The following is a 14,197-nucleotide window of genomic DNA, read 5'->3' as shown; positions in this document are numbered from 1 at the left end:
CGTCCGAGGCCCGCCAGAGGACGTCGGTTGCTATGCGTTTGCGGCAACTGACGGGAGCTTGAGGGCAAATGTGGTGGAACCATCGTCGCAGATGAGATCGACCCGGCCGCCGTGGGCCGTGGCGATGGAGGAGGCGATATAAAGGCCCAATCCGAGACCATTGCTTTCGGCGCTCTTGCCGCGTTGAAAAGGTTGGAACAGACGACTCTGCACATCTTCAGGAATGGCTTCGCCGCGATTGACGACCGACAGGACCAGCTCGGCGCCGTTACTGTGGCCCCGCACTTCAATCGGACTGTCGGCGGCGCCATGCTTGACGGCGTTGCTGATCAGGTTCGACAGGGCCTGCGCCAGCCTCGGGGCATCGCAGCGCACCGGGTGATCGAGGGCTAGATCCAGCGTGATATGGCGTCCCTGTTCGGCCGCCCGCACCTCTTCGACGGCATGGGCGATGGCTTCGGCGAGCGGGGCGTCCGGTTTCGGGTCGATCTTGATGCCGCCGCCAAGGCGAGACCTTGCGTGAAGCATCATGTTTTCGATCAGATCGTCCATGCGCAGCAGGGTGGACCGCATCAGACCGAGAACCTGCGATCCCCTTTCGCTCAATTGCTCCCGATCCATCTGCCGCATTCCGGCTGCTAGAGCGGCGACAGGATTGCGGAGATCATGTCCAAGGATCGCCACGAATTCTTCGCGCGCCTTTGCCAGCTTTCGTTCATGCAGGACGAGTTCTTCCTGCGCCTTCAACTGCTCCTCGGTTTCCAGGATCCTGCCGATAAGCTCGGCGAACATTTCAAACATCGCAATGGCGCGCGCATGCTTGATATCGCGGGGGACGGTGTCGAGTGCGCACAATGTGCCGAAGAAAGTTCCGTTGGCCCGGAAAATCGGAATCGAGGCATAGCTGACAATTCCGTACTGAACCGCCACGGGGTGATTGCAGTAGACCTCGTCGGACGCAGAATCGTTGAACAGGATTTTCTTGGCCGTATCGCGCACTGTCTGACAAAAAGTCGAACGGACGTCGATTTCGTCACCTTCGATCAGGCCGAAATCGATCTCGTCGAGCGAACGGCAGGTGACCCACCGGTCCTGCGTCACCCGCGCCACGGCGACAAAGCGCATTCCGGTGGCCAGCATCACGGTTTCCAGGATAGGCCCGACGGTCTCACTCGTGGCAATTGTCTCGATATCCGCCTGAAAGTCGTGACGCCCGGCTTTATAGATCGCATTGTTCTGAAGTCGCGCGGTCAACTCGGCGGTTGTATCCATCTGATGTCCTTTATCGTGTGATGCGTAACGTCGGTGTTCAGATGAACACCGGCATAATTTCATATCAAAGCAGGTAGATCCAGTGTGCCGCCTTCGGAAATTCGGCGGAATGGCCGTAACAAATTCACGGAACACTTGAGGTGGACTTCGGGCTCGAAGCGTTCGGGAGCATTGTCGGATTTTGCTATCTAGGATGTCTTTGCGGTGAAACCAAGATCATTCTAGATTCATAAGAAATTTTATGAAACCAGAAAGGTGCCGCGTTTCTAATCCGTTAGGAGCACTTCAGTGGTGTTGTCAGATCGGGGATGTTGTTGTTCCCTGCGTCAGCAGCGTTTTGCGCTTCCGTCCAGGCTGCCTCGATAGTGTCCACGCAAACGTCCTTACGCGGTTTCATTCGTGAATGTGCGGCGTGCGACGATAGCCGCTCCCTGCAGGCCGCCGTTTTCGGCGAAACGCCCCCTGATCACCAGCGGGTCGGGATAATCGGCCAGGACAAGCGCCCGGGTTTTCCTGTCGATCAGGTCAAGCAATGCAACGTCACCGGAAAGGCCGCCGCTGACCGGGATGATATCCGGACCCAGCGTGTTCACCAGAACCGACAGCGCTCTGGACAGCAGGATGGCATAGGCTTCGACGGTCGCGGATGCTGCGGGGTCTCTCGCATGCCAGGCGCTTGTGATGTCGGTGCTGGAAAGGGTCGAGCCATGCAGGGAAACATGAATGCGTTCCATGCCGCGCGCGGAGCAGACGGCATCGATACAGCCGGTCTGGCCACAGCCGCAGGGGTAGTGTTCCAGTCCCTGCAATTGCCCGCCTGCGGTCGGATCCACGACGGGACCATGTCCCCATTCGCCGGCAACACCGCCGAATCCCTTGATCAATTCCCCGTTGATGACCAGACCGCCGCCGACGCCTGAGCCGAGAATGACCCCAAAGACGACTTCCTTACCCCGGCCGGTCCCGTCAACCGCTTCTGCCAGTGCGAAAGCATTGGCGTCATTGATGATCAACACGCGTCGGCCAAGTGCCTTTTGCAAGTCTTCCAGAACCGGCCGTTTATGCAGGCAGGGAATATTGGCGACATCGGCGATGCCGGTCCTGTCGTCGAAGGCTCCGGCGAGAGAAATCGAGATGGGGGAGTGGCTGTCTCCGGCGCAGGCGGCGATTGCCGCCACAAACGAACTCCAGTCGTCACCGGGCGTTGCGACGCGGCCCGTCTCGGCGACGGTACCGTCCTGCTGGAGAACACCATGACGGATGAAGGAGCCACCGATATCGAAACAGGTTATCATGGCGGCTCAAACGACTCAGGATCTGTATTGAAAACACCCGAATACAATACCGATATGCCACCGGTCGACAAGAGCGCGTTGCCACGGAACACCTTAGCTACCGGTTCCACGTCCTTGTTCAGAGTGTCGCTCAATAGGCGCTTGTCAAATGGTTCGCTTGCCACCACGGATTAAATCCGGGTATCCCCAAACATCCGAAAAAGGTGAGCCAAGCGACATGACCGGAGCAACCGCCTACCGCTGCAAGGAAATCTTTGACGGCGATAAAATCCACCGCGACAGCGCTCTCCTGGTGGATGGAGGGCTTATCTCCGGGCTATGCGCTGTTTGTGACATTCCCGACGGCCACGCAGATATCGATCTGGGCGCCGGCGTGCTGTCCCCTGGATTGGTCGATCTGCAGGTCAACGGCGGCGGCGGGCTGATGCTTGGCGAAGCCCAGAGCGTGGAGGACATCGCCGCCATTTGCGCAGCTCATGTTCAACTCGGCACGACGGCGCTAACGCCGACCCTGATCACCGACACGCCGGAAACGACCACCCGGGTGATCGATCTTGCCGTCAAGGCCTGGACCGGTGGTGTTCCCGGTTTCCATGGATTGCATCTGGAAGGGCCGCATCTTTTCGCCGGTCGCAAGGGCGCGCACGACGCCGACCTGATCCGTCCCATGACGGACGATGATATCTCGCTTTATCTCACCGCGGCAAAACATCTGCCCAGCCTGATGATAACGGTTGCTCCCGAGACGGTCAGCGGCAAACAGATCGCCAGACTTGTGGAGGCTGGAATTCACGTCAGTCTCGGCCACAGCGACGCGTCCTATGATCAGTGCCGGCAGGCGGTGGAGGCGGGGGCATCCTGCGTCACCCATCTCTTCAATGCGATGAGCCCCTTGCGCCACCGCGAACCGGGGCTGGTCGGCGCTGCCCTGGATCTGGGAGTTCTCGATGTCGGACTGATTGCGGACGGCATTCATGTCGATCCGGTCGCGATGAAGATCGCTCTGAAAGCCAAGACCGGTCCGGGACGCGTCTTTCTGGTTACCGATGCCATGTCACAGACCGGAACGTCCGTCACATCCTTCATGCTCGGTGGGCGCGAAATCCTTCGAAGGAACGGCAGGCTGACACTGGAAGACGGCACTCTGGCGGGGGCCGATATCGATCTTCCGGCGTCGCTCAGATACCTGAGGGACAATCTGGATCTTGGTCTGGAGACTGCGCTGGCAATGGTCACCAGCGGCCCTGCTGATGTTCTCAAGCGTCCGCTCGGCAGATTGAAACAGGGCCGTTCTGCCGACTTCGTGCACTTCAGCGCTGACTTGGTGGTTGGAGGCGTCTGGCTGTCAGGCAAGCCTGTTTAAAACCGTTTTATGGACCTGATTTCCGGCTTCACCGGACTCCCGCAACCACCCGTAATGCTACTCGGTGTCGGTTTCATATCCGCGCGGGTTCTTGCAGACCCACTTCCAGGTATCCCTGCACATGTGGTCCAGTTCGCGTTCGGCCTTCCAGCCGAGCAGCTTCTCGGCCAGCCCCGTATCTGCATAACATTCGGCGACGTCGCCTTCTCGGCGCGGCGCGAACGTGTAACGGACTTCCTTGTTGGAGGCGCGCTCGAACGCGCGCACCATCTCCAGCACGCTGTAGCCGTTTCCGGTTCCCAGATTGACGGCGAAGCAGTTGGACGGCGCTGAACCGGAGGCCAGAACCTCATGGGCGCGCAGGTGTCCTTCGACGAGGTCGACAACATGAATGTAGTCGCGCACGCCCGTGCCGTCTCTGGTCTCATAGTCGTTGCCGTAAACCGAAAGCTGATCGCGGCGGCCGTCTGCGACCTGGGTGATGAACGGCATCAGATTGTTGGGGACCCCGAGAGGGTTTTCGCCGATAAGGCCGCTGTCATGCGCGCCGACAGGATTGAAATACCGCAGGATACCGAAGCGCCAGGACGGATCACTGGCGGCAACGTCGCGCAGCATGTTCTCGATAACGAGCTTGGTGCGCCCGTACGGATTGACCGCGCCTGTCGGGTGATCCTCCGTCAGCGGCAGGAATTGGGGCTCGCCGTAGACGGTGGCGGAAGACGAAAAGATCATCTGTTTCACGCCGCATCTGGCCATGGCCGAAAGCAGACGGTGCGTGCCGACAACATTGTTGTCGTAATAGGCAAGAGGCATGGTGTTGGATTCGCCCACCGCCTTCAGGCCGGCGAAATGTACAACGGCCGTACAGCGATGCTGTTTCAGGACGTCTTCCAGCCGGGCCTGATCGCGAATGTCGGCCTGTTCGTAAGCGACTTTCCGGCCGGTTATCTCGGCAACACGATCGAGGCTGACGCTGTTGGAATTGGAAAGATTGTCCAGGACGACAATGTCATGTCCTGCCTGCAGGAAAGCCACGCAGCAGTGGGAGCCGATATATCCGGCGCCGCCGGTAATGAGTACAGTCATACGTCCGCCAAGTCGTCGTGCATCTTCCGGGAAGACTTATGCGAAAACAGGCGCTTTTAACAGGCTTATTGTGCGTAAACGGCAGAAATATCCGCGTCAATCAGGGGGCATCACATCCATTTATGGAGGGGTATCCTGCGGTCTCTTGACTGCAGGATACCCCGAGCATGTTGGCTTGCCGCTTATTTCACACCGTAGATCCCGGCAAGATCCTCGATCATCAGTTGCGCGGCCAGAATTCCGCCGGCGGTATTCCAGATGGCGTCGCTGACGCGGTGAACCTTGCCGGCCTCGACAGCGGAGAGGGACTGCCACAGGGGATCGGCCAGAATATCCTCTTCGGCGGCCATGCCTTTGCCATCACCCTGGTCCCACGTGAAATAGAAGATCCGGTCCCCGTCCATGTCCGGAATGCTTTCCTTGCCGGTGCGGATGGCGAAATCCTCGACATTCTGGTTGTCGGGCCGGTCGAAACCGATGTCCTTCAACAGCACGCCTGAAAAACTGTCGAGCTGGTAGATGCGGATCTGACCGGCCAGAAACCGGATGACGGAGACCTTCTCCTTCAGGGCATCGCCGAGTTTTTCCCGCAGCGAGACGACCGAAGCGTCATAGTCGGCGATGGCGGCTTCCCCTTCGGCGGACTTGCCGAGAGCTTCGGCATAGAGGCGGAAATTGACCTTCCAGTTGCCGCGCAGCCGCTCGGACACCACCGTCGGCGCAATCGCGGTCAGCTGCGGATAGATCTCTTCGTGACGCTGTTTGTTGGCAAGGATCAGATCCGGTTCGAGAGCTGCGATCATCTCCAGATTGACGGCGCTTTCCTTGCCGACAGGCTCAGCGCCTTCCATTGCTTCTGAAATGTGATCCCACCACGGGTCGCCGTTCCAGGAATTTGCGGCACCGACCGGTGTGACCCCGAGGGCCAACAGGGCTTCCGTGCCTTCGTTTGTCAGAACGACAACGCGCTTCGGCGCATCGGGCACCGTGACCGTACCCATGGCATCGGTGATATCGCGGGCGAGGGCCGGACCGGTCACCAGCGCCGCGCAGAGCGGAAAGATGTGCAGAAAAATGCGGAGGATATTCACCAGATTGTCTCCAAAAATATGAGTATTTGCCTCAACTATCAGAAATGTGTATGTGACGAAGCCATTGGTTTGTCAATTGGAGAGGAGAGCAGCGCGTGTGACCCGGCTTATGAGCGGATTGTGCCTCATGCTGTTTCTGGCCTGCGTCTTGAGCCTGCATGCCGGGCTGACAGTCTTTGGCCCGGCAACGGTGATCTCCGCGCTTGCCGGAGGTGAGGGGACGGATGCCCTGATCATCACCACCTTGCGCCTGCCGAGAACCCTGATCGGGCTTTGCACAGGCGCGGCGCTGGGTCTCTCCGGCCTTCTGATGCAGTCGGTCACCCGCAATCCGCTCGCGGAACCCGGTCTTCTGGGCGTGAACGCGGGAGCGGCGCTTTTCGTGACGCTCGGCGCGACGGTTCTGGGATTTTCAGGGCTTGCCGGTATTGGGACAGCGGCCATGCTGGGAGCCTTGTTCACGACTGGGCTGGTCTTCCTTCTGTCTGTCTCCGCGGGAGGCTCGGACAATCCGGCAACGACGCTGCTTGCCGGGGTAACCGTGGCGGCGCTGTTCGCCTCCTTCACCCAGACGCTTCTGCTGATTGACGAAACGGCGCTTGAGACACTGCTCTTCTGGTTGTCGGGTAGTTTTGCCGACCGGCCGCTGAAGCTGCTTGTTCTCGGCGTGCCTCTGCTCGTTGCCGGATGCGCGGGGAGCTTCTTTTTCGCTTCGTCTCTCGATGCCTTGCGGCTCGACGATGCGAGTGCCCGCACGGTCGGTGTGAATGTGTTTCTCGTGCGCATCGCCGCGCTTGCCTTCGCGGCCTTGCTGGCTGCCGGGGCCGTGGCGATGTCGGGGCCGGTGCTGTTTCTGGGGCTGGCCGCGCCGCATCTGGCGCGCCGCCTGATGGGCGACACGCTTCCCTCCACACGGGCGCTGATTGTCCTGTCGATGCTGACAGGAGCGCTGATCGCGGTTGTCGCCGACATCCTCGCCCGGATCATCGTCGCTCCGGGTGAAGCGCCGATAAGTGCGGTTCTGGCCCTGGTCGGCGTGCCGCTGCTGGTGCATCTGCTACGGCGCAGGAAGGCGGTCTCCGTATGACTCCGGTCATGCCGTCAGCTGTCAGACTGGCTCCCGTCCTGGGACTGCTCGTTCTGGCGACCATCGCCGCGATAGGCATCGGCTCCAGTTTCATGCCGCCGGAGCGGGTGGTGAGTGCTCTCATGGGGCAGGGTACACGGATGGACGAGGTCATCGTCTGGAAGCTTAGGCTGCCGCGCGTCCTTCTGGCGGTTCTGGCCGGCGCGGCTTTGGCATTGGCCGGAGCGCTGCTGCAGCGCGTTGTCCGCAACCCGATGGCTTCGCCCTCCGTTCTGGGAATATCCGATGGCGCCGCGGTCGGCATCCTGGTGTTTCTGTGGATGTTTTCCGACGAGGGAAACAACCTGATCGTCTCCGTCCACTGGCAACCGCTTGCAGCCATCCTGGGAGCCAGCATATTTGGTGGGCTGGTCATGCTTCTTGCCCTGGCGGACAGGGGCGGCAACAGGTCGTTGAAGATCATCCTTTACGGCATAGCGCTCGCCGCACTCGCAAAAGCGGTCGTGACGCTGCTGATCATTCTCGGCCCGGTCTACAGGGCCAGCCAGGCCCTGACATGGCTGACAGGGTCCGTCGGCGCCGCCCATTGGGACGATGTCCTCACGATGGCTCTGGGCCTTGCCCTTGCTGCGCCCTTCCTGGCGTCGCAAAGACTGGTGCTGCGGCAACTGGTGCTGGATCCTGAAAGTGCTGCGACCACCGGCGTTCCGCTTGAACGCGCGCAATTCATCCTGCTTGCGACGGCGGTTGCGCTCACCGCACTTGCTACGGCGCATGTCGGGGCGATCGGTTTTGTCGGACTGGTCGCACCCCATATCGCCCGTGTCATGCACGGCCAGTTCCGCAGCTTCTATCTCTTGTCCACCGCCCTCACAGGCAGCCTCATCGTGTTGAGCGCCGATCTGCTGGCTCGCACCATCGCGCCGCCGCTGGAACTGCCCACCGGCGCATTGACGGCCCTGGTCGGCGCTCCGCTCTTTCTTTACCTGCTGATCAAAGGACGGCGATATCATGCCTGATTTCATGGCGCGCCTGAGCGGCGTGACGGCGGCCTATGACGGCACGCCGGCGCTCGGCGGTATTTCCCTCGACCTGCCCGACAACAGGATCGTCGCTTTCTGCGGACCTAACGGCAGCGGCAAGTCGACGGCGCTACGGGTCATGCGCGGCCTGCACAAGGTTGAAAGCGGCGAGATCACCGTCGCCGGCAGGGCCCTGGGGGACTGGTCGCCGAAGGAACTTGCGCGGCAGGTGGCAATGCTCTCCCAGTCGCCCCAGGCGCCATCCGATCTGACGGTGGAGGACCTCGTCATGATGGGGCGCTTCGCCCATCGCGGCCGCTTTTCCGGCCCGTCGGCGGAAGATGTCGCGGCCTGCGGCAAGGCGCTGCAGATCACCGAAATGACCGAACTGAAGCACCGTTCCATCGCGCAACTCTCCGGCGGTCAGTTGCAGCGGGCCTGGGTCGCGATGACGCTTGCGCAGAACGCGCCGCGCATTTTCCTCGATGAGCCGACCAATCACCTCGATGTCGCTCATGCTTTCGAACTGCTGGATCTGATCAGACACTTGAGCCGGGCGGAAAACCGCAGCTTCGTCATCGTGCTGCACGACCTCAACATGGCCATGCGCTATGCCGACCATGTCGTGCTTTTCAAGCAGGGCGCGGTAACTGCCAGCGGCCCGACGCAGGACGTGCTGACCGAAGACGCCGTCTCCAGCGTCTTCGGTATTTCCTGCCGGATCCTGACACTGGAGGGCCTTGAACGTCCGGTGATCGTGTCCTGGGGCAAGAACAGGGGCTGAACATGCTCAAGCGCCAGACACAATTGCCAACCTGCATCTCAGAAACACCCCTGACCGGTTTCGAAGACTGTTGCCCTGGAACTGGCAGTCACAAGGTCCAGCACCGGCGGCAACATCATGACGAGGCACAAATCGGGGCATGATCGCGAAAAAATTCTGTCTGTTGAGAGAAGGTCATCCAATTGAATTACAAATTCCACGCAGTCGAATCAGAGAAAGACTGGTCTCGTTTACATGACATCAGGCGCACGGTGCTCTTTGCGTCCGGTCGCCACTCCGTTGAGTATAACGAGAACCATCCTGAAGATCGGAAAGAAGGAAACATACCGTATTTGCTGGACTTGGACGATCAGGCAGTGGGTGTGGTCCGTATCGACTATAAGGGCAGTGTTGCAGTCGTCAGACTGGTTGCCATTGCAGCGACCGAGCAAGGAAACGGGCACGGCAGACAACTGAATGCCATGATTGAAGCTGAGGCAAAGAAGCATGGAGTAGAGACGCTACGTGTGAATGCCGCACCGGGAGCCGTTGGCTACTACGAAAAGGTGGGATGGGAACGCGCAATCTGGGATGCGAATGAACTCGTCGGCCTTGCCAGCAATTGCATCCAGATGAGCAAGAAAATTTAACGGTCTCCACGCGCCGATAGCTCCTCACAGCAGCTAAATTTTACGGAAGCAGATGGCACGGGAGGCTTTTCAGATTGCTCCGGAAATTATTCTCGGGGCAACGGTCAGCTTTCGACATATGGCACTCACGGGAGTTCGCGCCCCCGTGAGTGCCGAAGGTCAGGGCAATTTGAGACCAACCCCTGGGATGCCCTTAATACCGCTCGAATCTGGCCGGTCCGTCCAGCACGAAAATCTCGATTTCCAAGCTGTCTGCCTGCTCGGACGCACCTGAGAACGTCGCCATTGAGCGCGAGCCTTCTCCGGCATTTTCACTGACGAAATCGAACACCATTGTCGCACCGTCCCAGGGAAGCAGCGGCAACTTCATGGGAGCGGGACCTGCGAGAAGGATAAGGCCATCATTTTCCTCTCGAACCTCGACTGTTCCGAAGTAGGGATGTCCATAACGGCCGACGCAATAACTCGGCTCGGGCGCAGGTGCGGCGGCGGTCGGGAAAGCTTCACCGGCGGTGACGCCGATCGGCACATGGAAACCCTGAAACAATCTTTCGTAACCGGAGAACCAGTCACGGGTAACCCGGCCGACCTGCACCATGTCAGTGAAGGAAGCGCCGATGGATTCGGCCGCGCCGACAGGTGTGGCGTTGGTCAGGACCACGATCCCGACTTCGAGCGAGGGCACGAGCGCGAAGTAGGTCGCTGCCCCCAGGGCAAATGCACCGGAATGACTGATGACAACGCGTCCTGTCGGAGACGTCCCCACATTGAAGCCGTAGCCGTAGAAACCGCCTCGCTCGTCCGGGGTATGCGGGCGGCTGGAAAAGCTCTGCGGACTGATTGCCGGCTGCAACGCCTGCGGAGAGATGAGATCCGCTCCGTCGGCCAGCACCATCTTCATCCATTCGGCCAGGTCGTTCACCGTCGAGCTGACGCCACCTGCCGGTGACTGCGCATCGGGCTGACGCTGGTACATTTCCTTGAAGCCGTCGCCGCGTTTTATATGTGGAATGGCACGGTTGTCGCGTGCGATGAAGTCATCGAAGCGGGCACTCGTCCTGGTCATGCCGAGAGGCTGGAATATGGCCTCTTCGGATAGCGCGGCCCAATCGGAACCCGAAGCAGTGGCCACCGCTTCCGCCGCTGCGGTGAGACCGAAATTCGTATAGGCATAACTGGTGCGGAAGGGAGACAACGGTTGCAGACGCAGCCGTTCGAGGATTGTCTGACGGTCAAAGCCGAGATCGTCAAGATCGTCCCCGGCATGGCTGGGCAGACCGGAACGGTGGCTGTAGAGATCACCGATTGTCAGCAGATCGGTGATCGTCGGATCCGAGAGGTTGAACCAGGGTAACAGATCACGCATCCGGCTGTCCCAAGACACCACGCCGCGCGAGACCTGTCTTGCAACCACGGTGGCCCCCACCGACTTGGACAAAGAGGCCACCTGGAAAACGGTGTCGGCGTTAATCGTCTGGTTGCCTTCACCACCCCGGTCGCCAAAGCCCTTGGTATAGACCGTCTCACCCTGATGAACGACGGCAACGGCGATACCGGGCACACCGCTGCGGGCCTTTATGTCTTCCACGATCTTGTCCAGCGCGCCGATGGCTTTCTCGACTTGTCCGGCCTGGACTTCGTTTCCGGGAGTTCTCGATGGCGGTAGCTCCTGGGCCAGGACCGACCCCGGCAATGCGGCCAGGGAAGCGGTCGCCAGGAAACGGCGGCGTGTAAGCGTGTGAAACGACATGCGATACCTCTCAATCAGCAATCGTGCTTCTGAAGCGCGGCGAACCGCAAAATGGAACACCAGTAACTCGGCCGGATCGTTGTTTTTCCAGATGACTAGAGAGTCAGCCCCAATCTGAAGAACACACGTGTTCCGGGATCTTCCGCATTGTCCGGCCGTTGCCACGGGGTGGCGGTGAGCACCTGAAAATTGACGCGTTCCGCGACCATGCCGCTGATGCCGATCCCGGCCGATCCGAGCGCGTCGCGGGAATAGTCGGCGGCGTCATCTGGTCAAGGCAAACTGCCCAGGCGAATCTCTTGATAATTTTACCCGGTTAAATCGGGAGAGCAAACAAAGCCGAATGCGGTGCCAAAATGAAATAAGTAATTTGTCTGTCAGCGAGATTTGAAACAGGGCGAATGCCCTTCGCTTTACTGGAAGAACGAAACCTGCGTCTCTGCGATGATAGGAGAAGAAATAGAAGTATCCAGCCAGATCGCTGAACATCGCAAACAAAAAAAGCCTCGGCGATTTCTCGCTAAGGCTTTGTTTTGTATGGCTCCCCAGGCCGGACTCGAACCAGCGACCCAGCGATTAACAGTCGCTTGCTCTACCAACTGAGCTACTGGGGATCACCACGCACGGGAGTGGCCGAGGCCGTCCCGTCGATGGGGATGCGTATATCAAAGGCGTGATCCGTTTGCCAAGCCCCCGGCGCTGTTTTTTTCATCAAGCCCTCACTTTTTTATCCGGCATGTGGAAACAGCCATATTTTTCAGAAAGCTAACCGGCGCGAGCGGGTTGGAAAACCGTCGGTCCGCTAATGCCGGAAGGCCTTTCGCGAGCGCAGGAAAAGCGTCTGTCGGGCGGGACCCTGCTTGTTTCCGCTGCAATATGTGGATAGGAAGGCAATGACGGTTCCGGAAAGGGTTTTGCCCGATCCGGATGAAACGGGAATCCGGTGCGGTCCATGCGGCCTTAAACCGGAGCTGCCCCCGCAACTGTGAGCGGTGAGCGTCTGCACGATGACCACTGGCCGGAATGGCCGGGAAGGGGTGTGGGACGCAGTGAGCCGCAAGCCAGGAGACCGGCCGTCGGAAAAGCAACCCAGTGGCGCTGTCGGGCGGACGGCGGGGAGACTGTATGACGCAAGCAGACGGCCCGGGTGCCACGCTCGTTCTTGGCGGCGCCCGCTCCGGAAAAAGCCGGTTCGCGGAAGACCTGGCGGAAAAATCCGGCCTTGAGAAAATCTATGTCGCAACGGCTGCCGCCTTCGATTCTGAGATGGCGGAGCGGATCGGCGATCACCGCACCCGGCGCGGGCCTGCCTGGACCACTTTTGAAGAACAACTTGATCTGAAAAATGTCCTCCGGCGGCAAAGCCAACCGGGCAGGGTCGTCCTTGTGGACTGTCTGACCCTGTGGCTGTCCAATCTGACCTTCGCCGAAAAAGACATCGCCGCCGAAACCACCGAACTCTGCCAGACCGTCGCAGACCTTCAAGGGCCGTGCGTTTTCGTGTCGAACGAGGTCGGCATGGGCATCGTGCCGGAGAACCGTCTTTCAAGGTCGTTCCGAGATGCGCAGGGACGGCTCAACCAGAATATGGCGCAGGTTTGCCGGCAGGTGGTGTTTGTCGCCGCCGGCCTGCCGACCCTTTTGAAACCCAACCTTCAACCGGAAATTCGATTATGACCACTTCGTCCATGCAGCCGGGCCGCAAGATCCCGGCAACCATCGTCACCGGGTTCCTGGGAGCGGGCAAGACAACGCTGATCCGCAACCTGCTGCAGAACGCCGACGGCCGACGGATAGCGCTGATCGTCAATGAATTCGGCGACATGGGCTTCGACGGTTCGCTGATGAACGGCTGCGCCGATCCGGATTGCGCGGCGGAGGAAGTGGTGGAACTCACCAACGGCTGTATCTGCTGCACGGTTGCCGACGATTTTCTGCCGACAATGGAAATGCTGCTGTCCCGCGACACGCCGCCCGAACATATCGTCATCGAAACCTCCGGCCTTGCCCTTCCGCAGCCGCTGGTCAGGGCTTTTTCCTGGCCGAGCGTCAAATCGAAGGTGACCGTCGATGGTGTGGTGACCGTCCTGGATGCGGCTGCTCTTGCCGAAGGCCGGATCGTGCTCGACCAGGCGGCCCTGGATGCCCAGCGCGCCGCCGACGATGCGCTGGATCACGAAAGCCCGGTGGAGGAGCTTTTCCAGGACCAGTTGCGCTGCGCGGATCTGGTCGTTCTCAACAAGGCCGACCTGGTGTCGGCCGAGGCGCTGAAAGCCGTACAGGAAAAGATCGCCGTCGACGTACGCCCGGCGGTGCATATCGTGGCTTCGGAAAAGGGCACCTTGCCGATTGAAGTGCTGCTCGGCCGCGGCTCCGCCGCCGAGGATGACATGGCCTCGCGCCACGAGCATCATCACCATCACGATGACGACCATGATCACGCTCACGACGACGACCATGACCATGATGACCATCACCACGATCATCACGACCATCACCACCACGACGATTTCGAAAGCCATGTTCTGGAAGTCGCCGCTTTCGACAGCCTGAAGACTGCGGAAGCCAGGGTGCTGGAGGCAATGGCGCTGAAGGGCGTGCTGCGGATCAAGGGAGCTGTGCTGATTGACGGCAAGGCGGCTCCGGCCATGGTGCAGGCGGTCGGCCCGCGTGTGGAAACCTGGTTCGCCGCAGGTGCGGAAAGTTCCGGCAAGCTTGTGGTGATCGGCCTCAAGGGCCTGGACCTGGAAGCCGTGCGCGGCCTGCTGGGCGGTCTGAAAGCGGCGGCCTGAGCGATGATTTCTGCCGCACTCAT

The 14,197-nt window shown here is 60.1% G+C and carries 12 protein-coding genes, 1 tRNA gene and 1 riboswitch; of the genes, 7 read left to right on the top strand and 6 right to left on the bottom strand.

What is annotated here, in order from left to right:
• Positions 1–30: 30 nt before the first annotated feature.
• Both Q1B40_RS10670 and Q1B40_RS10665 read right to left on the bottom strand, forming a co-directional pair.
• Positions 31–1,272: a GAF domain-containing sensor histidine kinase gene (locus Q1B40_RS10670; RefSeq protein WP_299813638.1), complete on the bottom strand. Its 1,242-nt coding sequence runs from the start codon at positions 1,270–1,272 to the stop codon at positions 31–33.
• Between the two features lie 383 nt (positions 1,273–1,655).
• The gene (locus Q1B40_RS10665) at positions 1,656–2,567 is read right to left on the bottom strand and encodes an ROK family protein (RefSeq protein WP_299813635.1); all 912 of its coding nucleotides are present in this window, start codon (positions 2,565–2,567) and stop codon (positions 1,656–1,658) included.
• A gap of 217 nt (positions 2,568–2,784) precedes the next feature.
• Between Q1B40_RS10665 and nagA the strand changes: the two genes are divergently transcribed.
• Positions 2,785–3,930, top strand: a complete 1,146-nt coding sequence (nagA, locus tag Q1B40_RS10660) for an N-acetylglucosamine-6-phosphate deacetylase (protein ID WP_299813632.1) — start codon at positions 2,785–2,787, stop codon at positions 3,928–3,930.
• 57 nt (positions 3,931–3,987) lie between these two features.
• Here the strand turns inward: nagA and galE are convergent, their stop codons facing one another.
• Positions 3,988–5,019: a UDP-glucose 4-epimerase GalE gene (galE, locus tag Q1B40_RS10655; protein ID WP_299813627.1), complete on the bottom strand. Its 1,032-nt coding sequence runs from the start codon at positions 5,017–5,019 to the stop codon at positions 3,988–3,990.
• A gap of 182 nt (positions 5,020–5,201) precedes the next feature.
• Complete coding sequence (locus Q1B40_RS10650) at positions 5,202–6,110, bottom strand: ABC transporter substrate-binding protein (RefSeq protein WP_299813624.1); 909 nt, start codon at positions 6,108–6,110, stop codon at positions 5,202–5,204.
• Between the two features lie 97 nt (positions 6,111–6,207).
• On the opposite strand from Q1B40_RS10650, the gene Q1B40_RS10645 reads away from it, so the two are divergent.
• The 4 genes from Q1B40_RS10645 to Q1B40_RS10630 all read left to right on the top strand — a co-directional run bounded on the left by Q1B40_RS10645 (position 6,208) and on the right by Q1B40_RS10630 (position 9,632).
• Entirely contained in the window at positions 6,208–7,197 is a 990-nt protein-coding gene (locus Q1B40_RS10645; protein WP_299813621.1) for an iron ABC transporter permease, read from the top strand.
• An 8-nt stretch (positions 7,198–7,205) separates the two neighbouring features.
• Complete coding sequence (locus tag Q1B40_RS10640; protein WP_299813618.1) at positions 7,206–8,216, top strand: iron ABC transporter permease; 1,011 nt, start codon at positions 7,206–7,208, stop codon at positions 8,214–8,216.
• The gene (locus Q1B40_RS10635) at positions 8,209–9,003 is read left to right on the top strand and encodes an ABC transporter ATP-binding protein (protein WP_299813615.1); all 795 of its coding nucleotides are present in this window, start codon (positions 8,209–8,211) and stop codon (positions 9,001–9,003) included. Before Q1B40_RS10640 ends, Q1B40_RS10635 begins: the two co-directional genes overlap by 8 nt.
• 182 nt (positions 9,004–9,185) lie before the next feature.
• Positions 9,186–9,632 (top strand): GNAT family N-acetyltransferase, encoded by a 447-nt coding sequence (locus Q1B40_RS10630; RefSeq protein ID WP_299813612.1) that lies wholly within the window; start codon positions 9,186–9,188, stop codon positions 9,630–9,632.
• A gap of 193 nt (positions 9,633–9,825) precedes the next feature.
• On the opposite strand, the gene Q1B40_RS10625 is transcribed toward Q1B40_RS10630, so the two are convergent.
• Complete coding sequence (locus Q1B40_RS10625; protein ID WP_299813609.1) at positions 9,826–11,382, bottom strand: serine hydrolase; 1,557 nt, start codon at positions 11,380–11,382, stop codon at positions 9,826–9,828.
• Between the two features lie 538 nt (positions 11,383–11,920).
• Positions 11,921–11,996: transfer RNA gene (locus Q1B40_RS10620), tRNA-Asn, on the bottom strand.
• A 266-nt stretch (positions 11,997–12,262) separates the two neighbouring features.
• Positions 12,263–12,475, top strand: a riboswitch (cobalamin riboswitch).
• 32 nt (positions 12,476–12,507) lie between these two features.
• Between Q1B40_RS10620 and cobU the strand changes: the two genes are divergently transcribed.
• Both cobU and cobW read left to right on the top strand, forming a co-directional pair.
• Entirely contained in the window at positions 12,508–13,059 is a 552-nt protein-coding gene (cobU, locus tag Q1B40_RS10615; protein ID WP_299813606.1) for a bifunctional adenosylcobinamide kinase/adenosylcobinamide-phosphate guanylyltransferase, read from the top strand.
• Positions 13,056–14,174, top strand: a complete 1,119-nt coding sequence (gene cobW / locus Q1B40_RS10610) for a cobalamin biosynthesis protein CobW (protein WP_299813603.1) — start codon at positions 13,056–13,058, stop codon at positions 14,172–14,174. The genes cobU and cobW overlap by 4 nt, the downstream gene beginning before the upstream one ends.
• Positions 14,175–14,197: the final 23 nt, after the last annotated feature.

The sequence above is a fragment of the uncultured Roseibium sp. genome (genome assembly GCF_947496995.1).
Lineage (GTDB): Bacteria > Pseudomonadota > Alphaproteobacteria > Rhizobiales > Stappiaceae > Roseibium.
Note: the sequence above shows the minus strand (reverse complement) of the source record. Positions and strands in the feature narration are given on the sequence as shown.